A 26393-nucleotide genomic window follows, 5' to 3' on the forward strand; every position below is an offset into this window, starting at 1 on the left:
GCCGGGAAGGCGACGGGTGCCCATCCTAGACACCCGTCGTCGCGGTGGTTCCGGTCTCGGGGTGCGCGGAAACCGCCGCCGCCTTCGCCCGCTTGGCATTGAACTTTTTCTGCCGCGGGTCGAACGCGTCACGGAGTCCGTCGCCGATGAAGTTGATGCACAGGCAGATGGCCACGATGAACATGCCCGGCCACCAGAACAGCCACGGACGGGTCTGGAACGCTTCCTGGTTTTGGCTGATCAGCGAGCCCAACGACACGTCCGGTGCCTTCACGCCCATGCCGATGTAGGACAGGCTGGTCTCCAGCAGGATCGCCGCCGACATGCTCAGGGTCACGGAGACGATGATGACGCCCACGGCGTTGGGCAGGATGTGCTTGAAGATGATGCGTGCGCTGGACGCGCCGGCGATCCGTGCGGCATCGACGAATTCGCGCTCGCGCAGGGACAGGAACTCGGCGCGCACCAACCGTGCCAGACCGGTCCACACCACGGCTCCCACGAAGAGGCCCAGGAAGTAAGGCTGGACGTTCGCCCCGACGGCCCGCCCGGCGACCTGGCCGAGCACCGCAGCGATGATGATCAGCGGGATCACGATGACGACGTCGGTCAGCCGCATCAGCACGGCTTCGACCCAGCCGCGGAAGTAACCGGACAGCGCGCCGACCACCACGCCGATGACGCCGCCCACGAGGCCGATGATGAACATCACGGCCACGGAGATCTGCACGCCGCGCATGGTTTGGGCGAACGTATCGCGCCCCAGGCGGTCCTGTCCGAACGGATGTTCGCCCAGGCTGAACGGGAACACCTGCAGGGTGGGCGCTCCCCCGTTCACCATGTCGTTGACCCCGTTGTGGGTGTACTTCCACCAGCCCGGCAGGCCGAACATCCCGCTGGAGGAATAGGCGACCAGCAGGATCAGGCCGAAGACCACGAGGCTGATGACGGCGGCGGTATTGCCAATGAAGCGCCTGCGGACGATCTGGCCTTGGCTGAGGCCGGCCTTATTCTCGTTGGTGGCTGCGACGGGTTTCGTTGCTGTGGTGCTCATGCCTTTACCCTCACTCGCGGATCAAGCGCGGAGTAGACCAGGTCCGCGACAAGGTTGAAGGCCAGTGCCAGGATGCCCGTGATGAGGAAGACACCCATCACCGGATTCGGGTCGACCCTTTGCAGCGCCTGAATGAACAGCTGGCCCATGCCGGCGAAGGCGAACACCTGCTCGGTAATCACTGCGCCGCCGATCAGCCCGCCGATATCGAAGGCGACGATCGTGGCGATCGGGATCAGCGCGTTCCGGAACGCATGGCGCATGACCACGGTGCGCTCGCCCAGGCCCTTGGCCCGGGCGGTGCGGATGTAGTCCATGTTCATGATCTCCAGCATCGAGGACCGCGAGTAGCGGCTGTAGGACGCCAGCGAAATCAGCAGCAGCGCGATGGTGGGCAGCAGCAGGTGCGTGAAGGTGTCAAGGCCGTGGATCCAGTAGTCACCCTTGAGGTTCGGCGTTTCCGAGCCGATGGTGGCGATGGGCCGCTGGTTGACGCGCCCGTTGGTGAAGTAGGTGGGCCATGCCTGCATGTAGCGGTCGAGCGCGATGAGGCATCCGACGAGGAAGGCGGTTATCGCCGCGGCGTTCATGCTCTGGCGGCGGTCGTAACCGCCCATCAACCACCCGACCGCGAGTCCTACCAGGACGGTGGCAAGGGCCAGCAGGAAGATCATCAGCCCGGTGGCCTGGGCCAGCAGCGGCTGGATCGGGAAGTAGATGATGACGCCGATGCCCACGGTGATCAGCGCCGAGTAGAGGGCCTTGCGGTTCTTCAGGCCCGCGGCCAGCATGGTGATGCCGAAGGCGATGCCGGCGCCGCTGATGGCGATCACCACCAGCCCGAGTCCGGGAGTCTTGAACCACTGGGTGACCGACAGCCCCCAGAACACCGCGGCGGCCAGCAGGAACCCAATTCCGGCGGCGCCCAGTTTCCGCTTGTAGCTGCCGTTCGCGCAGACGAACCATACGACCGCACTGACCAATCCGATGATGAGGATGGATTGCAGCGGTATGTCGGGGTCCTTCAGGAAGTTATTGAATCCGATGGCACCGAATTCTTTCAGCAGGACGGCTACCCAGAAAACGGGAAGTGAAAAAAATAGGAACGCCATGAAGGTAATGCCGTAATCCAAGGCGCTGTATTGCCGCAGTGCCGAAACAATGCCCAGGGAAACACCAATGACGATGGCGAGGACTGTTGCCGCCGTGACCAGCAGAATGGTCATGCCCATGGCCCGGCCCAGTTCGACGGTGACCGGCTGGCCGTTGACGGCATAGCCCAGGTCGCACTGCGCCACGAACGGGACGACGCACTTGGCGGCGCCGACCAGCCAGCCGAAGTACCGGATGGGCGCCGGCGTCCCCAGGTCGAGCAGCGCAATGCGCTGCTGCATGAGCTGTTCCTTGTTCGCGGCATTACTCTCCCGGAGGTCATGCAGGGGATCACCCGACAGCGCTGTCAGCTGATAGACCAGGAAGGAGGCACCTAAGAGAATGAGCACGGCGGTGAATAACCGCCGCACAATGTAGGTCACCATAGCGTTTTCAACCTCGTTGATATGTGTTTGCGGATCTTGTGGATCCGGCATTTTCACAGTGAGTGTAATGCAGGTTACACACGAGCGGAATTTGGGAAATCCCAATCACTTATGCGGGAAAAGTCGGTGCTAAATGCCGCAAGGCGCCGGGACCGTGGTGCTCAAGGTCCCGACGCCTTGCATGTTTTCTGCCGAGGAACAGGCGGGGCGGTTACTTAACCTTCCACTCCCAGAAATTCCACCAGACGCCGGTCTGGTTCGGCATGTACTTCACACCGTCGATCCGGTCGCTGTTGTAGGCATCGATGCCGACCGGCTGGAACAGCGGCAGGCCGTAGAACGAGTCCCAGACGATCTTGTCGATCTGCTTGATGAGCTCGTCCTGCTTCGCCGGTTCCGTGGTGACGATCAACTCGTCCATCAGGGCGTCGGCTTCCTTGCTCGAGAAACCGTTGTAGTTGGAGTCGGCACCGGAGCGGAAGATCTGCGGCACGCCGCTGACGCCCACGCCCGGAGAGATCCAGCCGAAGATGGTGGCATCGTAGGTCCCGCCGCCCAGGGCGGAGCCCCAGTCCGAGCCGCCCAAGCCGCCGTCGACGATCTTGAAGCCGGCCTTGGATGCGGATTCCTCGATCAGCGTGAAGGCGTCCACACGGTTGGGGTTGTCCTTGTTGTACATGATCCGAACCTCGGGGGTGGCGCCGGCCAGCAGCTCCTTGGCACCCTCGATGTCGGCTTCCTGGTAGTTCTCGGAGCCGTTGTTGGCGGCAGAGTCCTCGTAGCCGGCCTGAGCGGGCACGAAGAACTGCGAATCCAGCGGCGTCGCCTCCGGATCCAGCGGAGCCATCAGGCGGTCAACGATGGCCTTGCGCGGCACGGCCTTCATGAACGCCTCGCGGACGTTGGCCTCCTCGAAGACGCCCGAGAAGTTCAGGTCGATGTGGTCGTAGGAGAGCTGCTCGCCGCGGTTGACGGTCACGCCGTCCAGGCCTTCGAGCAGTTCCACGGTGTCCGCGGAGGCCTGCGGGGCGATGATGTCCACTTCACCGTTCTTCAGCGCCTGGACCTGGTCCGGAGCGGCACCGATGTAGCGGATGGTGATCTCCTCCACGTTCGGCATCGGGCCGAATTCGTAGGCCTCGTTGCGGACCAGGGTCATGGACTGATCAGGAGTGATGCTGTCCACGATGAACGGGCCGGTGGAGAGGTAGAGGCTGGCATCCGACGGAAGGGTCTTGCTGTCGAAACCGGTATTCCAGAAATCGGCAACGGCCTTCAGTTCTTCGTTCTCGGCCGGCTTGTCCGGGTTGCCCTTGGGGCTCTCGGTGATCAGGTCGACCAGGGCCTGCTCGTCCGCCAGTCCGGCCTTCTCGGCCACCACGTGGGCCGGGCTGTCCAGGACCCCGTAGGAGATCTCCCAGTCGGCGAACGGCTTGGAGTACTTCAGCGTGATGGAGCGGCCGTCGTCGCTGATTTCGGGCTTGTCGGTCAGGCCCAGGCCGGAGGTGTCGCCGGCGTAGGAGAAGTAGGCGGTGCCCTTGTCGACTTCACCCTCGTCGTTGTAGGTGGCATCGTCAAAATGGCCGGAGTAGACGGCCCAGGCCAGCAGCAGGTCGCCGGCGTCGACCGGGTTGCCGTCCGACCAGGCGACGCCCTCGTTAACCGTGTACTTAATGGTCAGCGGGTCTTCGCTGACCTTCTCGTAGGTGCCGAATTCTTCGTTCTTGACCACGTTGAGTTCGTTGTCGATGTAGTTGAAGTCCGCATGGGTCAGGTACGAGATCTTCGAGTTGATATCGACGTTGCCGACGGCCGTGTCCGAGTTGAAGGAGCTGAAGGCGTTGACTTCAGCGACGCTGATGGAACCACCGGCTCCAGCCGCGGTGGAATCGCCTGTGCCTTCGGGGGAGTTTCCGCCACCCGAATTCGCGCAGGCGCTCAGGGCCAGGGCTGCAACAGCCGCGACCCCGATAGCTTTGGAAGTACGTCCGAAACGCATTCCGCCTCCTTGTTTCTGTCTTTGGAAGGCCCCCTGCAGTGCTGCAGGGGACGGACATAGACCGCGTCGCCTGAAGTTCAAGGAGCTTCCCGCCGAACGTGGCATGTCTCACACGCAATAGAGCGTAAACCGGAACCCCCCGGGTTGGGTATAAAAACTTCGCTTCATATCCGGTTGTTACCGAGATGCAACCTTAAAGCCACGGGCCGCCACAGGGAGAAAACTCCGGCCCGGCCCGGACGCAAACAGCCGGATGCCCGGATTCACGGGGTTCTCGGCCTGTTGCAGGGTTCCGGCGCCTCTGGAAAACGGTTGCCTGAGACAAGTTTCAGTTATCGGCCGCTAACTGATTTGTGTCCGCCGTCGTCGCCCTGGCTGCCTTCTCCTGTCGCGTGGGCGCGCTGCACGAGGGTGCGTTGGCCGGAGTCGAGCCGCCGGGTCCAGCCCCGTGCGTCGAGGTGTTCGAGCAGCGGGATGGCCACACGTCTGGTCGTGCCCAGGGCACGGCGTGCCTCGCTGGCCGTGAAGGGCTGGGGCAGGCGGGCCAATTCCCGCATCGCCAGGGCGGGTGCGTGCGGGAGCAGCACAACCCCGCCGGCAAACCGGAGCAGGCGCCCGCTGCGTTCGGCGGCGGCCAGTTCACGGTTCCCGAGACCGAGAGCCCTCAGGTCGTGGGCTTCCGGGGCGGCGAACGGTTCGGACCTGAGGCGGTGCTCCAGCGTGCTGACCCCGGCTTCGGCGGCACCGAGATCGCCAGGCCGGCCCGGGAGGCGGATGTAGCCGCCGACCTGTTCCAGCCGCGCCTCCCGGATAGCCGCGTCGAGGACCGCACGCCCTGCCGGTCCGAGCAGGTCCAGGGCCGCTCCGCGGGACAGGCCGGACGCCAGCGGGTCCCGCTCCCCCAGCTCCAGCACCGCGGCCCGAAGCCGCCGCTGCCAGGCGTCGAAGACGGGTGCGTGCACCCACCACTGACCAAAGGCCCGCACGTCGTCGGGGACCTTGCCGGGCGCGGAAACACCCATCCGGCGCAAGTCTTCAAACCGGACAGCCCCCCGGCGGACCACCTCGATGAGCGCATCGCCCTCGGGAGGCATGGCCGCGAGGCTTTCGGCGCGCCTGGTGCTGTCCCCCCGGCGGTCGAGCGCGGGCGGGTCGACGTCGAGGACTTGGACGCCCGCCAGCACCGACCGGCTGCCTTCGGCCCGAAGCACCAGGCGATCCCCGATCATCAGCGGGAGCTGCCGCTCGAGGGTCAGGCGAGCGTGTTCCTCGTTGAACGGACGCAGCCGGCACGGCACGGCCGCAGTGCCGATGTGGGCGAGCAGATGCCGCGGCCCGTCGAGGAACGCCGCACCCATCGTGCGGCGGACATCGATGCTGTCCACGAGGAGCCAGGCGTCTTCGGACAGGAGGACGTCGCCGCGGCGGATGTCGCCGGCGGCCATGCCGCGCACATTGACGCCGACCCGGCTGCTTGGACCGATGGAAGGAAAGGCTTCGTTGCGGCTGTGCAGGCCCCGCACCGACACCGGCCGGAGGCTGCCGTGGCCCGCGAGCTGCAAGCGGTCGCCTACGGCCAGCGATCCGGCTGTCAGCGTTCCGGTGACCACTGTTCCCGCACCGCTGACGGTGAAGGAACGGTCGATCCACAAGCGCACCCGGCCTGAGGGGTCCGGAGCGGGAACTGACGACAGCGTCGTATCCAGCACCTTGCGCAACTCGTCGAGGCCCGTTCCGGTAACCGCGGACACGGTAACTGCAGGCGCGTCGTGCAGCCCGGTGCCGGCCAGCTCCGCCCGCACCCGAGCGAGGACCTCGTCGGCCCGGCCGGGGGCACGGTCGCTGCGGGTCAGCACCACCAACCCGTGATTGATGCCCAACGCCGCGACTGCGTCGCGATGGTCGCTGGATTGGGCCTGCCAGCCTTCGTCCACGGCGACGACGAAACACACCGCGGGGACGGGACCGAGACCAGCCAGCATGTTGGAAAGGAACCGCTCGTGTCCGGGCACGTCCACGAATGCCACGTCCCTGCCCGACGGAAGCACGGTCCAGGCAAAACCCAGGTCGATGGTCAAACCGCGGCGGCGTTCTTCGGCCCAACGGTCGGGCTCCATTCCGGTGAGGGCGCGCACGAGGGTGCTCTTCCCGTGGTCGACGTGTCCTGCGGTGGCCACCACGAACATGTCAGGAGCCTGTGGTTCTCTGCTGGATTTCGACGTGCACAAGAGCCGAGCGCACGGCGTCAGCCAGCCGTTCGTCGTCGGCCTCGGGCACGCAGCGAAGATCGACCAGGCAGGCACCGCGGTGGACCCGCGGCAACACAACGGGGTCGCCCGTCCGCAGCCGTCCGGCGGCCGGTTCGGGCAGCTCGACGGCCCACCCGGGCAGCGGCACCCCGGGCGCTCCCCCGCCACCGACCCTTCCGTCGTGCTCGACCACACGACCGCCGGCGCTGGCCGCCAAGCGCTCCGTGCGCTGCCGCAGCCCTGCGGGATCGGCGTGCAGGGCGGCTGACACCGGCGTCTGTTCTCCGGTGATCGTCGCTTCCACCGCGGCCAGCGTCAGTTTGTCCGCCCGCATCGCCCGCGCGAGCGGATGGCGGGCCAGGCGGGTGATGACTGCGGCACGGCCCAAGAGCAGTCCTGCCTGGGGGCCGCCCAAAAGTTTGTCACCGCTGGCGATGACGACGTCGGCACCGGCGGCCAGCGCACCGGAGATGTCCGGCTCCTGGGGCAGCATCGGGTCTGGCTGGAGCAGGCCGCTGCCCAGATCGACTATCAACGGGACCTGGTGTTCTTCGGCCAGGGACCGGAGCTGGCCGATGCCGACGTCCGCGGTAAATCCGCTGACCCGGAAATTGCTCGGGTGCACCTTGAGCAGGCATCCGGTCTGCGCACTGATCGCCGAAGCGTAGTCCTCCAGGTGCGTCCGATTGGTCGTGCCCACTTCGCGCAGGCGGGCACCGGTCGACTCGATCAGCTCGGGAAGCCTGAAACCGGCGCCGATCTCGACGAGCTCGCCGCGGCTGATGACCACTTCGCGGGACCCGGCAAGGGCGGTCGTGGCCAGTACCAGGGCCGCGGCACCGTTGTTGACCACCAGCGCCTCCTCGGCGGCCGGACAGGCATCCAGCAAAGCCTTCCGGGCACCTGCCCCGCGCCGGGACCGCCCGCCGGTGGGCAGATCCAGCTCGACGTCGACATAACCGGTCGCCGACAGCACCGCCTGGCGTGCGGATTCGGAGAGCGGAGCCCGTCCCAAATTCGTGTGGACGATGACTCCGGTGGCGTTAAGCACCGGCGTCAACGAGGTGGCAGCCCGGGCTGCCACGGCGGACAGAACCGTCGCCTCGACGTCTTCCGGGGCAAGGTCGCCGCGACGCGCCTGTTCCTGCACGTCCCGAACGGTGGAACGGATGACGTCGTCGCCGAGGCGGACGCGGGCGTGGCGAAGCTCCGGGTGGGCGAGCAGCTGGTCGGTGCGCGGAATGCGTCGGCGCGGGTCGTTCTGGCCCACGGCCCTCCTTCCCGGGTCACCTTCAGCTGCAGCAGCTGGCGGAAGCGGACGGGAATCGAACCCGCCAGGCCGAGGTACTCGGCCTCACCGGTTTTGAAGACCGGGGGGCCCACCAGGACCCGGACGCCTCCACGAGCATGGTAACACCGGCCCGCCGCTCCTATGCTGTGACCATGAACGGGATCACCGGCGTAGCAGAAGAATCCGCCGCAACAGTCCGGCTCACGGGATACGCGCACGGCGGAGGGTGCGCTTGCAAGATTCCGCCCGGTGAGCTCGAGGACGTTGTTCGCGGCCTGACCGGCCAAACCAACCCCGACGTCCTGGTGGGCCTCGACGACGGCGACGACGCATCGGCCGTGCGGGTCCGCGGGGACCTCGCAGTGCTCTCGACGGCGGACTTCTTCCCTCCCGTGGTCGACGACGCGTATGACTGGGGCCGGATCGCGGCGGCGAACGCCCTCTCGGACATCTATGCCATGGGCGGGCGTCCGGTCAGCGCGATCAACCTGGTCGGGTGGCCGCGCGACGTACTGCCGCTGGAGTTGCTGACCGAAGTGCTGCGGGGTGGGCTGGAACTGGCTTCCGAGGCGGGCTGTCCGGTGACGGGCGGGCACTCGGTGGACGACCCGGAACCGAAGTACGGGATGGCGGTGACCGGCATCGCCGATCCCGGCAAGCTGTTGCGCAATGACGCGGCCCGGCCGGGGCTGCCCATTACGTTGACCAAGCCGATCGGCCTCGGTCTGCTCAACAACCGGCACAAGAGGACCGGTGAGGTCTTCGACGAGGCAATCGCCGTGATGACCCAACTGAACCGGGAGGCCGCCGACGCGGCCGTGCGCGGCGGCGTCCGCGCGGCGACCGACGTCACCGGGTTCGGCCTCCTCGGCCACCTCTACAAGATGTGCCGCGCGTCCGGCGTGGGTGCAGTCATCGATCGAAAGGCCGTGCCGCTCATCGCCGGCGCACGGGAGGCGCTGCGGGATTGCTACATCTCCGGCGGCACCCGGCGCAACCTCGAATGGGTCCGCCCGCACCTGCGGCCGGGAGCAGGCATCACGGAGGATGACCTGCTGCTGCTGGCCGACGCGCAGACGTCCGGGGGATTGCTCGTGGTCGGGGAACTGCCCGGGCACCCCGTGGTGGGGCAGACCGTTCCGGGGTCCGGGATCGAGGTGCGCTAGACCCGCGGCCGGCCGGCTTATCCGGCGGTCGTGATCGAATCGTGGACGGTGCCCGCGCGGCGCCGGGCCGCGAGCCGCTTTCTCTGCGGTTCGATCGTGTAGCGGGGGTCCTCGGTCGAGCGGATGCCGGCGCGCAGGATGCCGAACCGCGTCAGCGCCGAGGCGGTCAGCAGCGCCGTGCCGCAGGCCGCCGCCGTCAGCCTGTTTCTGCCACCGGCGAGCACCCCGACACCGGCGGCGACGGCCAGCCGCTGGCTCCACTTGAGCATTTGCCCGGGAGCACCCTCGCGGAGGGGTTCGGCTTCCACCGGGTCCATGCCGTTCTCCAAGGCCCGGGTGGCGATCACATCACCGGCCACGCCGAGGACCGCGAGCGCCCGGGCGGGCCCGGCTTCGTCGACGGGGGTCGTGATCATGGCCAGACCGGCCGCGGCCAGGCTCGCGGAACTGACGAAGACGAAGGGCAGGTTGTCACGCCCCGCGTTCCAGGTCGGGTTCGCGGTGTCCGACAGGAGAACAGCGGTGTATGCGGAGAGCGGTGCCGCGAAGAGCGCGGCCTCTGCGCCCGCCGGCCCCTCAAGCGCGCGCAGCACCGGGCGTAGCGGCCCCAGCGGAAGCCGGGAGCCGGTCAGGCGGTCGATCTCGGAAGCAGCCGAGATCCCGGCACCAGCGCTGAACGCGGCAAGGATCCAGGAGCCCAGGCTCATGGGCGAGGTGGGCTTGATGGTGCGCAGCATGTTGAGGAACCGCTCGGGCCGGCCCAGGTCTTCGACCAGCGCGGCGGCACCGAGCCCGACTGCCGTGAGGGCGGACAGGCGGCTGTTGCGGCACAGCGCACGCCTGCCAGTCAGCTGCCCGCCGAGTCCGAGCAGCGCCGAGCCGCCGGCCACGCCGCCCAGGAAGAGGTAGATGGCTATCGGGTCTCCCCAAGGCGGCGGCTTGACCACGGGCCGGCCGTAGTAGGAGGCGAACTCTGCCTCCGGAACCACCGGCATCTCGCCCGAGCCGTCCCCGGTTCCGGCGCGGCGCCGCTTGCCGCCGCGTCGGGCCAGGCGCGGCGGTTCGGGCGGGCGGTAGCTGTCGAAGTCGGAGACGGTCACGCGCGGCCTCCCGTCAGGAAGGCGGCCGCGGCCGCCGCCAGCATGCCGGCCGCGGCGATGCCCGCCCGCTTGAACATGCGCGGCAGGTCCGCCGTGGGCACCCGCGGGTCCGGCGGCAGTCCGTACACCTCGGGTTCGTCAAGCAACAGGAACACCGAACCGGTGCCGCCGACGCCGTCGGAATCGTTGGCCCCGTAGAGGCGTGCCTCGGTCAGCCCCTGCGAGTGCAGTTCGGCAACACGCTGCTTCGCGGTGGCCACCAATTCCTCGCGCTCGCCGTACTTGATCGACGTCGTGGGGCAGGCCTGGGCGCAGGCGGGCGTCTGCCCGTCGGTGAGCCGGTCATAGCACAGCGTGCATTTCTGGGCGACGCCGAGGTTGCGGGTCGGGGCCTGTTGGCCCGGGGTGAAGTCACGCTGTGTCTTCGGTCCTGCCGTGCCGTCGCTGCGCCGTTCGATCACGCCAAACGGGCACCCTGCCACGCAGGTGCCGCAGCCGTTGCAGACGTCGTCCTGCACCACCACCGTGCCGTGCTCTGTGCGGAACAGCGCACCGGTGGGGCACACATCCAGGCAGCCGGCGTTGGTGCAGTGCTTGCACACATCCGAGGACATCAGCCAGCGAAAATCGGGCGTATCGGGGGGCGTCGTATCCACGCCGGATGGCTTCGCTACTGCATCCGGGCTTCCCGGCGGTCCGATACCGGGCATGCCGAGGCTGACGAGGGCGCGTCCGGAGTCGCGTGCCTGTTCGATCCGCCCGCGGTCCTGCTCGACGAAGGCGACATGGCGCCACGTGTCGGCTCCCAGCGCGCCGGTGTTGTCGTAGGACGATTGCAGCAGCTCGTGCTGCGGGTCGGCGGGATTGCGGTTCCATTCCTTGCACGCCACCTCGCAGGCCTTGCAGCCGATGCAGATCGAGGTGTCCGTGAAGAAGCCCTTTCGCGGGTGTCCGCTGTGCGCAAGATGGCCGGGCGCTTCGGTCAGCCGTTTCATTTAGCCTTCCCTCGTCGTGTCGTCACCCGAGACATGCCCGGGGTCGGTGATCTTGTCACTGCCGGTCCCGGGCGTCACCCCGGCGCGGGCCTGGTAGTCGGCGACCATGGAGAGCAGTTCCGGACCCTGTGGCCGCCGGCCCGGGAGGATGTCGCAGGATCCGACCTTGGATTCCTGGATCTGCACATTCGGGTCGAGTGTCACACCCAGCAGATCGTTGGCTGCGTCCCCGCTGATGACCGCCTCCTGTCCGACGCCCCAGTGGTAGGGCACCCCGATCTGGTGCACGGTGCGCCCGCCCACGACCAGCGGCTTCATCCGTTCGGTCACGAGGACCTTGGCCTCGATGGCTGCCCGTGGTGAGACGATCGTCGCCCAACCGTAGGGTTCCAGTCCCCGTTCGGCCGCCAACTCCGGCGACACTTCGCAGAACATCTCCGGTTGCAGCTCCGAGAGGTACGGCAGCCACCGGCTCATCCCACCGGCCGTGTGGTGCTCCGTCAACCGGTACGTGGTGAACACGTAAGGGTAGATGTCCGAACCCCGCACATTGGCGCTCGGCGCACTGAGATTGTCTGCGCGGGGGAAGGTGATCCTGGCCGGGTTTTGCTGCTGCCGGTAGAGCGGGTTGGCAACCGGAGACTCCTGCGGCTCGTAGTGGGTCGGCAACGGCCCGTCCACCATTCCCTTCGGGGCGAACAGCCACCCCTTGCCGTCGGCCTGCATGATGAAGGGGTCGTCTCCCGCCAGCGCGGCGGCGCCGCCAGCCGTTGGATCCGGTCTGCTTCCGGGAGCGCGGTCCAGCGGGAAGTCGGGGACGTCCTCCCCGGTCCACCGGTTCTGTTCCCGGTCCCACCAGATGTACTTCTTGCGCTCGCTCCAGGGCTTGCCGTCGGGGTCCGCCGATGCGCGGTTGTAGAGAATCCGCCGGTTTGCCGGCCATGCCCATCCCCACTCGGCGGCGACCGGGCCTTGTTCGTGCCCGGGCTTGCGGTCGGCCGCGTGGTTGATGCCGTCGGCGTACACACCCGTATAGATCCAGCATCCGCCCGCGGTCGAGCCATCGGGTCGCATCTCCGTGTACGACGAGAGGGGCTCACCGGCCCGGGGGCCGGTGAGGTGCCGGCCGTTGATTTCGGCGAGTACCGCCTCAGCTTCGGGGTCGCCGTGTTCGTCGGTGGGATAGTCCCACGTCAAGTCCAGCAGCGGCCGGTCCCGTTCATCGGTCGAATCCGCCAGCTTTGCCCGGAGGCGTTTGCCCAGCTCGTAGAAGAAGTGCAGCTCGCTCTGGCAGTCTCCCGGCGGCTGGATCGCCTGGTGCCGCCACTGCAGCAGCCGCTGGGTCTGCGTGAAGGTTCCGGCCTTTTCCACATGGGTGGCCGCCGGCAGAAAGAAGACTTCGGTGCCGATGTCCTCGGTCCGCAGCTCGCCCGTGGCGATCTCGGGACCGTCCTTCCACCACGTCGCCGATTCAATGAGGTTCAAATCGCGCACCACCAGCCATTTCAGGTGGGACATGCCAAGACGCTGCATGCGGCCGTTGGCGGATCCGACCGCCGGGTTCTGGCCGAAGAGGAAGTAGCCCTCGACTTTGTCGTCGAGCATGCCCATGACGGTCTGGTAGGTCCCGTGCGGGCCGTTGATGCGCGGAAGGTAGCCGTAGCCCCAGTCCGAGTCCTCGTGGGCCGCGTCGCCCCACCAGGCCTTGAGCAGGCTGATGGTGTAGGCATCGGCGTCGGCCCAGTAGCCCTTTTGGTCCGGCGACGCGATGGCGCCGAGGTAATCCTGCAACGTCTCCAGCTCGGCCATCGGCATGGGGAGGTAGCCGGGCAACAGGTTGAACAGGGTGGGGATGTCGGTGGAGCCTTGGATGCTGGCATGGCCGCGCAGCGCCATGATTCCCCCGCCCGGCCGCCCCATGTTGCCCAGCAGGAGCTGCAGGATCGCGGCGGTCCGGATGTACTGCGCGCCCACGGTGTGCTGGGTCCAGCCGACGGAATACGCGAAGCACGTGGTCCGTTCGCGGCCGGAGTTCTCCGTCACTGCCCGCGCCAGGTAGTCGAAATCCTCCAGGGAGATGCCGCAGGCATCCCGGACCATCTCCGGGGTGTAGCGCGCATAGTGCCGTTTCAGGATCTGGAACACCGACCGCGGGTGCTCGAGCGTGGGGTCCTGCTCGAAATCAGGGTGGGCCAGGGTCGGCCCTCCGCTGCCGTACTGGTGCCCTGCTGCCCGTTCCGAGGTGTCGGCGCCGTGTTCGTAGCCGCCGGATTCTCCTGCTTCCGACTTCCGTTCGTAGGCCCAGGACGCGAGGTCGTACTGGCCCGTTTCGGGATCGAATCCGGAGAACAGCCCGTCCAGGTCCTCGGTGTCACGGAAGTCTTTGTTCACCAGGGTGGCCGCATTGGTATAGGCACGAACGTAGTCTTCGAACCACAAATCGTTGCTGATCACGTAATTGATCAGGGCGCCCAGAAGCACGATGTCCGAGCCGGCCCGGATGGGCACGTGCCGGTCCGCCACCGCGCTCGTGCGGGTGAACCGCGGATCCACGTGGATGACCTTCGCGCCGCGGGCCTTGGCTTCCGTCACCCACTGGTAGCCCACGGGATGGCATTCGGCCATGTTGGAGCCCTGAATGACAATGCAGTCGGCGTTGGCCATGTCCTGCAGCGATTGCGTCGCGCCGCCGCGTCCAAACGAGGTTCCCAAACTGGGAACCGTTGCGGAGTGTCAAATGCGTGCTTGGTTCTCGAGCTGGATGGCGCCCGCTGCGGTGAAGAGCTTCTTGATCAGATAGTTCTCTTCGTTATCCAGGGTTGCCCCGCCGAGCCCGGCGATCCCCATGGTCCGGCGCAGCGGCCGGCCGTGCTCATCGTTCTGCTGCCAGGTGTTCCGGCGTGCTTCGAGGAACCTGTCGGCCACCATCTCGATGGCAGTGTCCAGGTCCAGGTGCTTCCAGTCCTTGGCATATGGAGCCCGGTAGAGCACTTTCGTCTGCCGGCCGGGCGCGTTGACCAGTTGCTCGCTGGCGGATCCTTTGGGGCAGAGCCGGCCTCGGGAGATCGGTGAATCCGGGTCGCCCTCGATCTGGACAACCTTTTCGTCCTTGACGAACACACGCTGGCCGCACCCCACCGCGCAGTAGGGACACACGCTTTGCACGACGCGGTCGGCGGTGGACGTCCGGGGAGCGATCTCACGGGTCCGCCGCGATGTCACGGCCTCGCCCCGCCCGAGTGAATCACTCGTGCGAAGCTGCCGTACAACCGGCCACTCCAGGAAGCTGAACCGCGACATGGGCCCACCCTAGCCCATCGATTTCACGGACAACAGGGGAAACGACGCCGGAGGACGGCGGTCACCCGATGTGGCGGTGGAGGAGGGCGGGCACGCGCGGCCCTACATCCACAGGACACCGTCTTCCCGGAACTCCCGGACGCGGTGGGCGATCATCCTCCCCAGCAGCTCCGCGGGAACAGGCTGCGTGTAGGGCAGCTGTACCGACCCCTTGCCGGTCCGGAAGTCCGCCAGTTCGTCGGCGAACGCCGTTCGGGTGCTGGGAGTGAAAACGATGTTTGCGTGCTGGCCGTACCCGGCGAAAACGAACATGATGGTCCCGTCGAGAGAGTAGGCCGGCGAACCCCACTTTAAGGACTCTACGGCTTCCGGGACCTGCCCCCGGCTCAGCGCCCGCAGCTCTTCCAGCAGCGTGCGGGCGTCTGCAGGGAACGCCGCCAGGTACTCGTCCACGGTCTTCGGCTTGTCCATGTCTCGAAGCTACCTCGCCACGGGCCGGAACGGGGCCGGTGTTTGCCGGTTTGGCGCGTTAGGGCCGGTTAGGTATTCCCTGCAGGCAGTGCGCGGTCCATACTCGGTCACGTACGGGGCATCGGCAGGGCGGAGCCGCCCCTGGGGCAGGCTCCGGCCGCAGATGCAGGCGCGAACATCGGAGTCTGGCATGGCTACTTGGAGCGGTTCCCAATCCCTCCTCAGGCGCAAGCCGATCACGGAGCTGGTGGAGGAGAGCGGGGAAAGCCATCTGTCCAAAAGCCTGGGCGTGTGGCAGCTGACCGCGATCGGCGTTGGCGGGATCATCGGCATCGGCATTTTCACGTTGGCCGGGCTGGTGGCCAACGGCGGCGTTGACGCGGCTCCGGTCGGCCCGGCGGTGCTCATTTCCTTCCTCATTGCGGGCCTGGCCAGCGCGGCGGCGGCCCTGTCGTATGCGGAATTCGCGGGCATGATCCCGTTTGCCGGCTCGGCCTACACCTATGGCTATGTGGCCCTGGGGGAGGTCATCGGCTGGTTTATCGGCTGGGACCTGCTGCTGGAATATACGGCCATCGTCGCCGTCGTCGCCATCGGCATCTCGGGCTATTTCAGCGCCTTTATGGAGGGCATCGGCGTCCAGGTCCCGGCGTGGATGGAGGGCACCGCCGACACGGTCGAGGGCGGCGTGGTCAACCTGCCGGCCATCGTGGTCTGCCTGCTAATCACCTGGATCCTCAGCCGCGGGACCCGCACGTTCGGCCGGTTCGAACTGATAGCGGTGGGGCTGAAGATCCTGTTGATCCTCTTCATCATCGGGCTGGGGTTCTTTTTCGTGAATCCGGGTAACTACAACCCGTTCATGCCCTCCGGATTCGGTCCGGTGCTGGCCGGAGCCGCCACCGTGTTCTTTGCGGTGTTTGGCTATGACGCGATGAGCACGGCGGCGGAGGAATCCGTAGACGGCAAGAAGCACATGCCGAAGGCGATCCTGCTGTCGCTGGCCATCGCGATGACGCTCTATGTGCTGGCCACCCTGGTGCTGACCGGCATGCAGAACTACACGGACATCAGCCCCACCGCGGGGTTTGCGTCCGCCTTCGAGTCCGTCGGGCTGCCGGTCGTGGCCACGATCATTGCCGCCTTCGCCGTTGTTTCGATCCTGACCGTGATGCTCACCTTCCTGCTGGGCGTGACCCGGGTGTGGTTCTCGATGAGCCGCGACGGGCTGCTGCCGGGCTGGTTCGCGGCGACGGACCGGCACGGCACCCCGCAGCGGGTGACGTGGATCGCCGGCATCGCGTCAGCGCTGCTGGCCGGGGTGTTCCCCATCCGTGCCGTGGCTGACCTGACCAACATCGGCATTTTGGCCGCCTTCGTGGTGGTCTGCGTCGCCGTGATCGTGCTGCGGCGCACCCGGCCGGAAGTACCGCGGACCTTCCGGCTGCCGTGGATGCCGGTGGTCCCCGCCTTCGGTGTCTTGGCCTCGGGGTTCCTGATGCTGCAGCTGGACTGGGAAACCTGGGTGCGCTTCCTGATCTGGCTGATCATCGGCCTGGTTATCTACTTGCTGTACAGCCGCAAGCACTCACTCATGAACCCGAACAGCCCGCGCCACCGGGCCGGACCCTGATCATCCGACCGCCTGTATGCATGCGCTTAGTCGTTGAGCTCGGCGGTGGCGACTTCGTACTCTTCGACTTCGAGGATCTCCAACGCTAGGGAGTTGCTTGCCTCAGAGCGGAGACTTTTCGCCTTTTCCTTGCTTGCAGCCAGGTTTTCTTCGGTGTCGTATAGCGCGATGGATAGGGATTTGCCGTTCCCCTTCCCGTTCAGGAAATAGAAGCCCCGGCAGCCGGGGAGTTCCAGCACCCGTTTGACGAGCTCCTCCGGGGGCCCGCTGGAAGTGTCCTGGCTGCCTCGGTAAGTGCTGACTCGAGCGAACATGTTGCCTCCCATGGTTTATTAGCTGGAGCCTCGCCTGCCGCTGCTTGTTACAGGCGCAATTTCGAGGGTGGACACAACCTCTCGGCAAGCCATCCGCTGGTTCGGGCTCCTCCCACCAGTAGGCACCCCTCAGCGCCTGCGGACAATACCGGGACTCGACAATAATGCCCGCCCTTCGTGAGCGGTAGGTCTACTTGCAGTCGCACAATGGTCAAGTGGGCTTAGTACTCCTTCACGCCTGCCTACGGAAGCCGCCGGTCCTCGGGATGCTGCAGGCGCAGCCACCTGTAGCCGAACCCCTCGAGGGGCAGGGTGCAGGTGCCGTCCTCGGCGATTTTCACGTCCGCGTCGCCCAGCAGGTCCAGCAGCAGCACGGCCCGGAGCATCTCCGCCGGCCGGTCCTCCGTGGCGAGGTCCAGCGCGACGGTGACCGGATCGGGCGAGAGGTTATGCAGCAGGACCATGCTGGACTCCTCCCAGGTGCAGCGATGGGCCAGCACGGACTTTTCCGGCTGCTCGAGGATCTCGAAGTGCCCCCAGCCCAGTTCCGGGCACTCCCGGTAGCGTTTGATCAGCGTAGCCATGAAGTTCCACAGCGAATCCGCATCCCGTTTGGCCTGGGCGGCGTTGACGGACTGCGGGCCGAAGCCCCCGTCCACCATCGGCGAGATTAGCTGTCCGGACTCCGCGGTGGAGAAGCCCGCGTTCGGACCATTCGTCCACTGCATGGGAGTGCGGACGGCCAAGCGGCCTTCCGCGTCCAGGTTCTCCCCCATGCCGATCTCCTCGCCGTAGTACAGCACCGGGGTGCCGGGCAGGGAAAACAGGAGCGAATACACCATCCTGATCCGGCGCGGGTCCCCGCCCAGCATCGGGGGCAGGCGGCGCTTGAGTCCGCGGCCGTAAAGCTGCATCTGTTCCTCGGGCCCGAAGGCCGCGAAGACCTCCTGGCGCTCCTCCTCGGTGAGCTTGTCCAGCGTCAGCTCGTCGTGGTTGCGCACGAAGGTAGCCCACTGGTTGTCCGGGTTGGTGGCCGGCCTGCCCTGCAGGGCCTTCGCCAGCGGGCCCGCGTCCTGCCGGGCCAAGGAGAGGTACATGTTCTGCATGCCGATGAAGTCGAACATCACGTTCAGTTCGTCGCCGTCGCTGCCGCCGAAGAAGGTCAGCTGGTCCTCGTAGGGCAGGTTGACCTCGCCCAGCAGAATTCCGCGGCCCCGGCGGCGGCTCAGGAAACGGCGAAGGTCCCGCAGGAACTCGTGCGGATCCGGCAGCCCGGACCCGTCCTGCCCCGTGGTTTCAAGGAAGAAGGGCACCGCGTCCACCCGAAAACCGTCAAGCCCCAGCTCCAGCCAGAAGCCCATGGCCTTGGCGATATGGTTCCTGACCTCGGGGTTGGTCACGTTCAGGTCCGGCTGATGCCTGTAGAAGCGGTGCAGGTACCACTCCCCCGTGGGCTTGTCCTTGGTCCAGATGGACTGCTCCTGGTCCGGGAACACAACCTCCTTGGAGGTGTCCGGCGGCGGGTCGGACCGCCACACGTAGTAGTCCCGGTAACGACTGTCTGTTGACTGGCGCGCGGACTGGAACCATGGATGCTGGTCGGAGGTGTGGTTGACCACCAGGTCCGCGATGACCCGCATGCCGCGGTCCCGGGCCGTGCGCAGGAACTCCACCAGGTCCCCATGGTCCCCCAGCCGCCGGTCCACGCCGTAGAAGTCCATGACGTCGTAGCCGTCGTCACGCTCGGGCGTCGGATAAAAGGGCATCAGCCAGATGCAGGTGACGCCCAGTTCGGCCAGGTAGTCCACGCGCTGGGCCAGGCCGGCGAAGTCCCCCACGCCGTCGCCGTCGGAATCGAAGTACGTCTCCACGTCCAGGCAGTAGACAACGGCTGTCTTCCACCACAGGTCGGAAGTGTCGGTAATCCTCACGGGCTTCTCCTCACTTTCCGTCCGGGCGGTCCAGGGCAGTCCGTCAGCGCAGCTTCGGCAGGACCTCGCCGGCGAACGTCTCGATGAAGGGCCGCTGCTCCTGGCCCACGAAGTGCAGGTACAGCTCGTCGAAGCCCAGGTCCAGGTACTCCTGGAGCCACTCCACATGCCGGCCCGTGCTGGCCGACACGTTGACCGTCTTGCGCAGCTGGTCCTCGCCGACGTGCTCGCTCACGGCGTCGAAGTGGCCGGCCGTGGCAAGGTCCGCGGCCACGTGCGGGGCGAACGTGTTGGAGCGCCACTGGTCCAAGCCGATTTCGACGGCGGCCTCCTCCGACGGCGCCCAGGACAGGTGCACCTGGAGCGCGGCCTTCCCGCGGCCGCCATTGTCCCGGTAGCCGGCAAGGACTTTCCTGAGCAGCTCCGGCGGCTGGTTGACGGTGATCAGCCCGTCCGCCCAGCGCGCGGCGCGGCGGGCGGTCTCCACGCTGATGGCGGGAGCGATCAGCTCAGGCTTGGGCTCCGGCACCTCCCAAATCCGGGCGTGCTCCACGGTGACCAGTCCGCGGTGGGTGACCTCCTCGCCGTCGTGCAGGCGGCGGATCACCTCCACGGACTCCTCCAGCCGCTGCTGGCGCACGTCCTTGGAGGGCCACCCGTCGCCCGTGATGTGCTCGTTGGAGTTCTCGCCGCTGCCCGGCGCCATCCAGAACCGCCCCGGAAACATGACGGCCAGGGTGGCCGCGGCGTGCGCAATGATCGCCGGATGGTAGCGCTGGCCGGGAGCGGTGACGACGCCGAAGCGCAGCGCGGTCGTGGCCAGCGCCGCACCGAGCCAGGACCAGGCGAAGCCGGAATGTCCCTGGCGCGCGGACCACGGCTCGATGTGGTCCGAGCACATGGCGGCGTCGAAGCCCGCTTCCTCTGCCAGTTTCACGTCCTGCAGCAACTGGGCGGGCGAAATCTGTTCGTGGGATGCATGGAATCCGATGACAGGCACCCCTCCATCCTTACCGTGCCTCCGCGGGCTGTCGAGGCACGGGCGGTCCCCATGTCTGGTTCTGCCCTCGTCTCGAGGGAAACCGGGCAGGGGCGCGAATGCACCCAACTTCTGGCGTGATCTGCAGTCCGAGGGCGGCGGGCAAACTTCGCCGTCTGCAAGGGAAAGCCTGAGCCGCACGCATTACCGGCCGGCCTCAACGAGGCAGGTATCTCAGATGCGGGGCGCGATGTCCGGATCAACCGATTGTTGACAATAGACCGAACGGCCGCCATCATAGGCGCATGACTTCCCTCAGCCCTCTGTTAAAGCAGGCGACCCCATTGGTGGTTGATCACGCCCTTGGCAGCTGGATACACGCCACTGATGGAAAGTCGTATCTTGATTTCACTACCGGCATCGGTGTGACGAGCACGGGTCATTGCCATCCGCGGGTAGTGGAGGCTGCCCGCGATCAGGTGGGGAAAATTATCCACGCGCAGTACACCACCGTGATGCACAAGCCCCTGCTGGCGCTGACCGAGAAGCTTGGAGAGGTACTGCCCGAAGGCTTGGATTCGGTGTTTTACGCCAATTCCGGGTCGGAGGCGGTTGAGGCTGCGATCCGTTTGGCCAGAATGGCTACGGGCCGGCCGAACATTGTAGTGTTCCAGGGCGGTTTCCATGGTCGGACGGTTGCGACGGCGTCGCTGACCACTGCCGGAACGAAGTTCTCCGCAGGGTTCTCCCCGCTGATGTCCGGGGTGCACATGTCCGTTTTCCCGTATGCCTACCGGTACGGCTTGGATGAGGTGGCGGCAGTGGAATTCGCATTGAAGGAACTGGACTACCTGCTCCAGACCCGTACCGCGCCCAACGATACTGCAGCATTCCTGATCGAACCGGCACTCGGGGAGGGCGGGTACCTACCCACCCCGGCGGCGTTCCAGGAGGGACTGCGCGAACGGGCCGACCGGCACGGCATCCAGCTGATCTTCGACGAAGTCCAGACAGGCGTAGGCCGGATGGGAAAGTTCTGGGGACACCAGTACTCCACCGCCACCCCGGACATCCTCATCACCGCCAAGGGCATCGCTTCCGGCTTTCCGATCTCCGCAATCGCCGCCTCCACCGAACTGATGTCAAAGGGCTGGCCCGGGTCTCAGGGCGGAACCTACGGCGGGAATGCGGTCTCTGCCGCCGCTGGCGTCGCCACCCTCGATGTCATCCGTGACGAAGGGCTGGTGGAGAACTCACGGATCCGCGGCGAGCAGCTCCAGACCGGACTTAAAGAAATCCAGGTCCGCTTCCCCGTCATTGGCGACGTCCGCGGCAAAGGCCTGATGCAAGGCATCGAATTCACCACCGAAGACGGCGCCCCCGATGCCGCCACTGCAGCAGCGGTCCAGCAGGCCACCACCAACCACGGCCTGCTTACCCTCACCTGCGGCCCCGCAGCCAACGTCGTCCGCCTCATCCCCGCCCTCACCGTCACCGCCGAAGAAATCACCACCGGCCTCGAACGCGTCGAAAACGCCATTGCCACCGTCGCCCCAGCCGCAGCTGTTTCCGCCGAGTTTTGAGCCCACCATGAAGGATACTGTTCCCTCCCCAGCAGCCCGAGCAACGGGCACCACCAGGACAGGCGCTCCGGATGCCGGTATCCCTGCCGTGCTTGCACGCCTGGCATCGGCAGGCGTGGCCGCCGACAGCTCGCCGCGCCGCCTCGCGGAATACTCCTATGACGCTTCCAATTACCGGGTGGCCCCGCTTGCCGTGGTGTTCCCCCGGACGGTCGAGGACGTGCTCGCGGTTGTTGCCGCCTGCCGGGAAACGGCAACGCCGCTGATCGGGCGCGGCGGCGGGACGTCCATGGCGGGCAACGCCATGGGTCCGGGCGTGATACTTGACTTTTCCCGGCACATGAACGCGGTCCATGAGATCGACGAGCTAACCGGCACCGTGGCCGTTGACCCCGGCGTGGTGCTCGCCGTCCTCTCCCGCGAGGTGGAGAGGGCCACCGGCAACCGCTTCACCTTCGCCCCGGACCCGTCGTCCAAGAACCGTGCCACGGTGGGCGGTTCGCTTGGCAATGATGCGTGCGGCAACCACTCCGTTCGCTATGGCCGGATATCCGACCACGTAGTGGAGATCGACGTCGTCACTTCCGACGGAGCCCGCCTCACGGCCACGGCTACGGGGCTGCGTGCCACCGATCCTGACGACGCTGACTCCGCAGCCCGTGCGGGTGCGCTGACCGCCTCCTGCACAGACTTGGCCCGCAGTCACCTGTACGAGTTTCGCCTGGAACTCGAACGGATCCAGCGTCAAGTCTCCGGTTACCACCTGGCTCATTTGCTGCCGGAAAACGGGTTCAACATGGCCCGCGCACTCGCAGGTTCCGAGGGAACCTGCGCCATCATAGTCGGCGCCCGGATGAAGCTGGTGCCCAAGCCGGCCAGTGCTCTGCTGGTGTGCCTGGGTTATGCGGACGTGGTAGACGCGGCACGGGACATCATGACCATCTTGGAGTTCTCCCCGGCTGCCGTCGAAGGTATTGATGAGGCGATCGTGGACACCATGCGCTTCCGCCGCGGCAAGGGCTCGGTAACGGGTTTGCCCGAAGGCAACGCCTGGCTGTACGTGGACCTCGACGGAGGGGATGCGGGCCAAGTCCGGGCAGAAGCTGACCGGCTGCTGGCCCGGCTCAGGGAAAACGGTCGGTTGGTGGATGGGCACACCGTGCCGGACCTGCAGGAACGAGCCGTGCTTTGGCGGGTCCGCGAGGACGGCGCCGGGCTCTCCGCCCGGCTCGCCACCGGCGGAGAATCCTGGCCCGGATGGGAGGACTCTGCGGTCGCTCCCGAGAACCTCGCGAACTACCTTTCAGACTTCCGCGACCTTTTGGGCCGCCATGACCTGACGGGCGTCATGTACGGACACTTCGGCGCCGGCTGCATGCACATCCGGATCACCTACGACCTGCGCACCCAAGCCGGCCGAGGCGTCTTCCGCGACTTCACAAAAGAAGCTGCCCAACTGGTGGTCCGCCACGGCGGTTCGCTCTCCGGCGAGCACGGCGACGGCAGGGCACGCTCGGAACTGCTGCCCCTGATGTACTCCCCGCGCATGCTGGCGGCCTTCGCCACGTTCCGGCGCAACTGGGACCCTGCAAAAATCCTCAATCCCGGTTCCCTTACCGAGCCTGATCCCATGGACCTCAACCTGGCGCTCGAAGGCATTCCCGAGCGGCAGTGGCGGACCAGCTTCGACCTGCGCCCGATCGCGGCCGGTGGCGGATCGACCATCGAAACCGACAGGCCCGAGACCTCCACCGGCAGCGGTACGGACCCGTGGGTCCACGCGCTTCAAAGCTGCATAGGCGTGGGCCGCTGCCGCACGGACGCGGGTGGCGTGATGTGCCCCAGCTACCGCGCCACGAAGGACGAGAAGGACTCCACCCGCGGCCGGTCCCGGGTGCTCCAGGACATTGTCCGCGGCGCCCGAACCGTGGAGGAAGGCTGGAAGTCCGAGGAGGTCCGCGAGGCGCTTGATCTATGTTTGTCCTGCAAGGCCTGCTCCACCGACTGCCCCACGGGCGTCGACATGGCCACCTATAAGTCCGAATTCTTCTCGCACTACTACAAGGGCAAACTCCGCCCAATGTCCCACTTCTCCCTGGGCTGGCTCCCCCGCTGGCTTAAGATCACGGGCCGTACCGCGCCTCTGATCAACGCCGTGATGTCCACCCCGTTGGCCAAGGTCGCCTCCGCCCTGGCCGGGCTTACCACCCGGCGGGCACTGCCTCGCTTCGCCGGAGCCGGCGAGTGGCGTCGCGAAGTAGCGGCTGCCGGCATCGGGCCAGTAACCAACTACGACGGCGGCCTCGCTCCGGGTGTCGATGGTGTGGTGCTTTTTGTGGACACTTTCACCCGCGGCTTCCGGCCGGAGGTGGCCGGTTCCGCTGCTCGTGTTCTGGCCGGCTCGGGCGCCGTGGAATGCTCAGCTGACGCCTGCTGCGGCCTGACGTGGATTTCCACCGGCCAGCTGGGCACCGCAAAAGGCCTGCTGGCCAAGGCAGCGGTGGCATTGGATGACGGGACCGACCGGCCCATAGTGGTGGTGGAACCCAGCTGCGCGGCAGCGCTACGCAAGGACCTGCCCGAGCTAGTCCACACGGAACAGGCCCGCCGGGTTGCGGCCCGGGTGCGAAGCTTCGCGATGCACATCGAGGAGCTGTCCAGGGCCGGATGGAAACCAGCGCCGATCCACCCCCTTCCGGAGCATGTGGTGCTCCAGACGCACTGCCACGAATACTCCGTCTTCGGAGCCGGTGTCCAGCGCGCGGCACTCGGAGCCGTGGGCGTTGACAGTGTGGTTGATGCCACGGGCTGCTGCGGCGTGGCGGGCAACTTCGGCTTTGAGAAGGATCACTACGACGTCAGCATGCTGGTAGCCGAGCAGGCGCTGGCCCCCGCCGTGCGCCAGGCCGACCCCAATTCGGTGATCCTCACAGACGGATTCTCCTGCGCCATGCAGGTGAATCAGATCGATGGCTCCAGGCCGGGCCGCCACCTGGCCGAGCTGCTAGACCCCGGCGAAAAAGCGGCATGGATCTCGCAGCGGAGCCGCCAGTCACTCCCTTCCAACCAAGAAAAGGACTTCTCATGAGCATTCAGGCAGCCGCCGCCCGGACTTCGCAAAAGGCGCTCAAGGCCGTCGCAAAGGTCAGCGCGAACCTCTATATCGACGGCGAGTGGACCGAAGCATCTTCCGGTGCCCGGTTCAATGTCATCAATCCTGCCACCGAGGAAGTCATCGCCAGCGTGGCTGACGGGGGCCCCGAAGACGCACGTCGTGCGATCGAAGCCGCCGGCCGAGCACAGAAACAGTGGGCACAAACCGCGCCTCGGGAGCGCAGCGAAATCCTGCGTCGCGCCTTCGACCTCATCATGGCCCGTCAAGACGAACTGGCGTTGATCATGACCACGGAGATGGGCAAGCCCCTGGCCGAGGCCAAAGGCGAGGTGGCATACGCCGCCGAGTTCTTCCGCTGGTTTTCTGAGGAAGCCGTCCGCATCGGCGGAGATCTGACCACCGCCGGCGACGGCAAGAACCGCATCCTCGTCTCAAAGGAACCCGTTGGACCTTGCGTCTTGGTGACGCCATGGAACTTCCCGCTGGCTATGGGCACCCGGAAGATCGGCCCCGCCCTCGCGGCCGGCTGCACCATGGTCTTCAAACCGGCCAACCTCACCCCCCTGTCATCGCTGGCACTGGCGGACATCCTGCTGGAGGCTGGCCTGCCCAAGGGTGTTCTGAACGTGGTCACGACCTCCAAAGCCTCCGAGGTGGTCACCCCATGGATGGAAAGCGGCATTGCCCGCAAGGTTAGCTTTACGGGGTCTACCGCCGTGGGGATCCGCTTGCTGGAGCAGGCTGCCAAAAACGTTATGCGTACTTCGATGGAGCTGGGCGGGAACGCTCCTCTCATTGTCTTTGAGGACGCGGACTTGGACCGCGCCGTTGAGGGCGCTTTCGCTGCGAAGATGCGGAACATGGGTGAAGCCTGCACCGCCGCCAACCGAATCTTCGTCCAGCGCTCCGTAGCCGCTGACTTCTCCGTCCGCCTCGCGCAGCGACTGGGCAATCTGAAGGTGGGCGACGGCGCAGTGAGCGGCACCGACGTCGGCCCCCTCGTCGAGGAGAAGGCGCTGAAAAAGGTCCAAGAGCTCGTAGATGACGCCGTTTCGAAGGGAGCCAGTGTCGTCTGTGGCGGCTCCCGCCCGGAAGGCAGCGGCTACTTTTACTCCCCGACAGTGCTTGCCGACGTCAGCCCCGACGCGGCGCTGATGAGCGAAGAAATCTTCGGCCCGGTGGCTCCCGTCATCCCCTTCGACACCGAAGAGGAAGTGGTTAAGTTGGCCAATGACACCCCGTGGGGCCTTGCCAGCTACGTGTTCACCCAAAACCTGGACCGTGCCCTCCGCGTCGGTGAGGGTTTGGAGGTGGGCATGGTCGGCCTCAACACAGGCATCGTTTCCAACCCGGCGGCGCCGTTCGGTGGCATCAAGGCCTCCGGTCTGGGCCGCGAAGGCGGGCGCGTGGGCTTGGATGAATTCTTGGAGATCAAGTACATGGCCATCCCGCGGGTCTAGATATTTTGCAAAGACCACGGTTGTTCTGACCGATTCGTTCTCTGCGTTATGGCCGGGAGTAAAGCATTCCAACAGTTGTCACGGTGCCTCCTGTCCCGGTTGGCCCATCATGGGCAGAAAGGTGTGTCACCGCTGCAGGAATAGCTGCCGTCTGGTCGCCTACAACCGAGACTATCGTCTCCCAAGAATGTAATCCCGGCCGGCTTTTAGGCCAA

The 26393-nt window shown here is 66.4% G+C and carries 17 protein-coding genes and 1 tRNA gene; 5 read left to right on the forward strand and 13 right to left on the reverse strand.

Annotation, left to right across the window (positions count from 1 at the left end; genetic code table 11):
* Positions 1-25: 25 nt before the first annotated feature.
* From AC5RVD_RS09345 to AC5RVD_RS09370, 6 genes are all read right to left on the reverse strand, one after another.
* The gene (locus AC5RVD_RS09345) at positions 26-1054 is read right to left on the reverse strand and encodes an ABC transporter permease (RefSeq protein WP_494112978.1); all 1029 of its coding nucleotides are present in this window, start codon (positions 1052-1054) and stop codon (positions 26-28) included.
* Complete coding sequence (locus AC5RVD_RS09350) at positions 1051-2592, reverse strand: ABC transporter permease (protein WP_494126780.1); 1542 nt, start codon at positions 2590-2592, stop codon at positions 1051-1053. Before AC5RVD_RS09350 ends, AC5RVD_RS09345 begins: the two co-directional genes overlap by 4 nt.
* A gap of 211 nt (positions 2593-2803) precedes the next feature.
* A complete protein-coding gene (locus AC5RVD_RS09355) occupies positions 2804-4591 on the reverse strand; it encodes an ABC transporter family substrate-binding protein (RefSeq protein WP_494126781.1) in 1788 nt (595 codons plus the stop codon).
* 332 nt (positions 4592-4923) lie between these two features.
* The gene (gene selB / locus AC5RVD_RS09360; protein ID WP_494126782.1) at positions 4924-6777 is read right to left on the reverse strand and encodes a selenocysteine-specific translation elongation factor; all 1854 of its coding nucleotides are present in this window, start codon (positions 6775-6777) and stop codon (positions 4924-4926) included.
* 1 nt (position 6778) lies between these two features.
* Positions 6779-8110: an L-seryl-tRNA(Sec) selenium transferase gene (gene selA, locus AC5RVD_RS09365; protein ID WP_494126783.1), complete on the reverse strand. Its 1332-nt coding sequence runs from the start codon at positions 8108-8110 to the stop codon at positions 6779-6781.
* 36 nt (positions 8111-8146) lie between these two features.
* Positions 8147-8241, reverse strand: a tRNA-Sec gene (locus AC5RVD_RS09370).
* A gap of 42 nt (positions 8242-8283) precedes the next feature.
* On the opposite strand from AC5RVD_RS09370, the gene selD reads away from it, so the two are divergent.
* Positions 8284-9297, forward strand: a complete 1014-nt coding sequence (gene selD, locus AC5RVD_RS09375) for a selenide, water dikinase SelD (RefSeq protein ID WP_494126784.1) — start codon at positions 8284-8286, stop codon at positions 9295-9297.
* Between the two features lie 17 nt (positions 9298-9314).
* Here selD and nrfD read toward each other — a convergent pair whose 3' ends face one another.
* The 4 genes from nrfD to AC5RVD_RS09395 form a co-directional block, all read right to left on the reverse strand.
* Positions 9315-10397 carry an NrfD/PsrC family molybdoenzyme membrane anchor subunit gene (gene nrfD / locus AC5RVD_RS09380; RefSeq protein ID WP_494126785.1) on the reverse strand — a complete coding sequence of 361 codons (1083 nt, stop codon included), beginning with the start codon at positions 10395-10397 and terminating at the stop codon, positions 9315-9317.
* On the reverse strand, positions 10394-11392 hold the full coding sequence (locus AC5RVD_RS09385; RefSeq protein WP_494126786.1) for a 4Fe-4S dicluster domain-containing protein: 999 nt from the start codon (positions 11390-11392) through the stop codon (positions 10394-10396). Before AC5RVD_RS09385 ends, nrfD begins: the two co-directional genes overlap by 4 nt.
* Complete coding sequence (gene fdh / locus AC5RVD_RS09390) at positions 11393-14692, reverse strand: formate dehydrogenase (protein ID WP_494126787.1); 3300 nt, start codon at positions 14690-14692, stop codon at positions 11393-11395. It lies immediately after the preceding gene.
* Positions 14693-14794: 102 nt separating this feature from the next.
* The gene (locus tag AC5RVD_RS09395; protein WP_494126788.1) at positions 14795-15163 is read right to left on the reverse strand and encodes an iron chaperone; all 369 of its coding nucleotides are present in this window, start codon (positions 15161-15163) and stop codon (positions 14795-14797) included.
* A gap of 190 nt (positions 15164-15353) precedes the next feature.
* On the opposite strand from AC5RVD_RS09395, the gene AC5RVD_RS09400 reads away from it, so the two are divergent.
* Positions 15354-16796: an amino acid permease gene (locus AC5RVD_RS09400; RefSeq protein WP_494126789.1), complete on the forward strand. Its 1443-nt coding sequence runs from the start codon at positions 15354-15356 to the stop codon at positions 16794-16796.
* Between the two features lie 26 nt (positions 16797-16822).
* Here the strand turns inward: AC5RVD_RS09400 and AC5RVD_RS09405 are convergent, their stop codons facing one another.
* The 3 genes from AC5RVD_RS09405 to AC5RVD_RS09415 all read right to left on the reverse strand — a co-directional run bounded on the left by AC5RVD_RS09405 (position 16823) and on the right by AC5RVD_RS09415 (position 20041).
* Positions 16823-17110 (reverse strand): hypothetical protein, encoded by a 288-nt coding sequence (locus AC5RVD_RS09405; RefSeq protein ID WP_494112967.1) that lies wholly within the window; start codon positions 17108-17110, stop codon positions 16823-16825.
* Positions 17111-17352: 242 nt separating this feature from the next.
* Positions 17353-19041, reverse strand: coding sequence for an alpha-amylase family protein (locus AC5RVD_RS09410; protein WP_494126790.1), 1689 nt, complete (start codon positions 19039-19041; stop codon positions 17353-17355).
* Between the two features lie 43 nt (positions 19042-19084).
* Positions 19085-20041, reverse strand: coding sequence for a TIGR03885 family FMN-dependent LLM class oxidoreductase (locus tag AC5RVD_RS09415; protein WP_494126791.1), 957 nt, complete (start codon positions 20039-20041; stop codon positions 19085-19087).
* A 284-nt stretch (positions 20042-20325) separates the two neighbouring features.
* Between AC5RVD_RS09415 and AC5RVD_RS09420 the strand changes: the two genes are divergently transcribed.
* From AC5RVD_RS09420 to AC5RVD_RS09430, 3 genes are read left to right on the forward strand one after another with little or no spacing between them, the layout of a single operon-like run.
* The gene (locus tag AC5RVD_RS09420) at positions 20326-21603 is read left to right on the forward strand and encodes an aspartate aminotransferase family protein (RefSeq protein WP_494112964.1); all 1278 of its coding nucleotides are present in this window, start codon (positions 20326-20328) and stop codon (positions 21601-21603) included.
* A 7-nt stretch (positions 21604-21610) separates the two neighbouring features.
* A complete protein-coding gene (locus tag AC5RVD_RS09425; RefSeq protein WP_494126792.1) occupies positions 21611-24691 on the forward strand; it encodes an FAD-binding and (Fe-S)-binding domain-containing protein in 3081 nt (1026 codons plus the stop codon).
* Complete coding sequence (locus AC5RVD_RS09430) at positions 24688-26178, forward strand: NAD-dependent succinate-semialdehyde dehydrogenase (protein WP_494126793.1); 1491 nt, start codon at positions 24688-24690, stop codon at positions 26176-26178. Before AC5RVD_RS09425 ends, AC5RVD_RS09430 begins: the two co-directional genes overlap by 4 nt.
* The last annotated feature ends 215 nt before the right edge of the window (positions 26179-26393 follow it).

This window comes from Arthrobacter sp. THG-b23 (assembly GCF_059091265.1).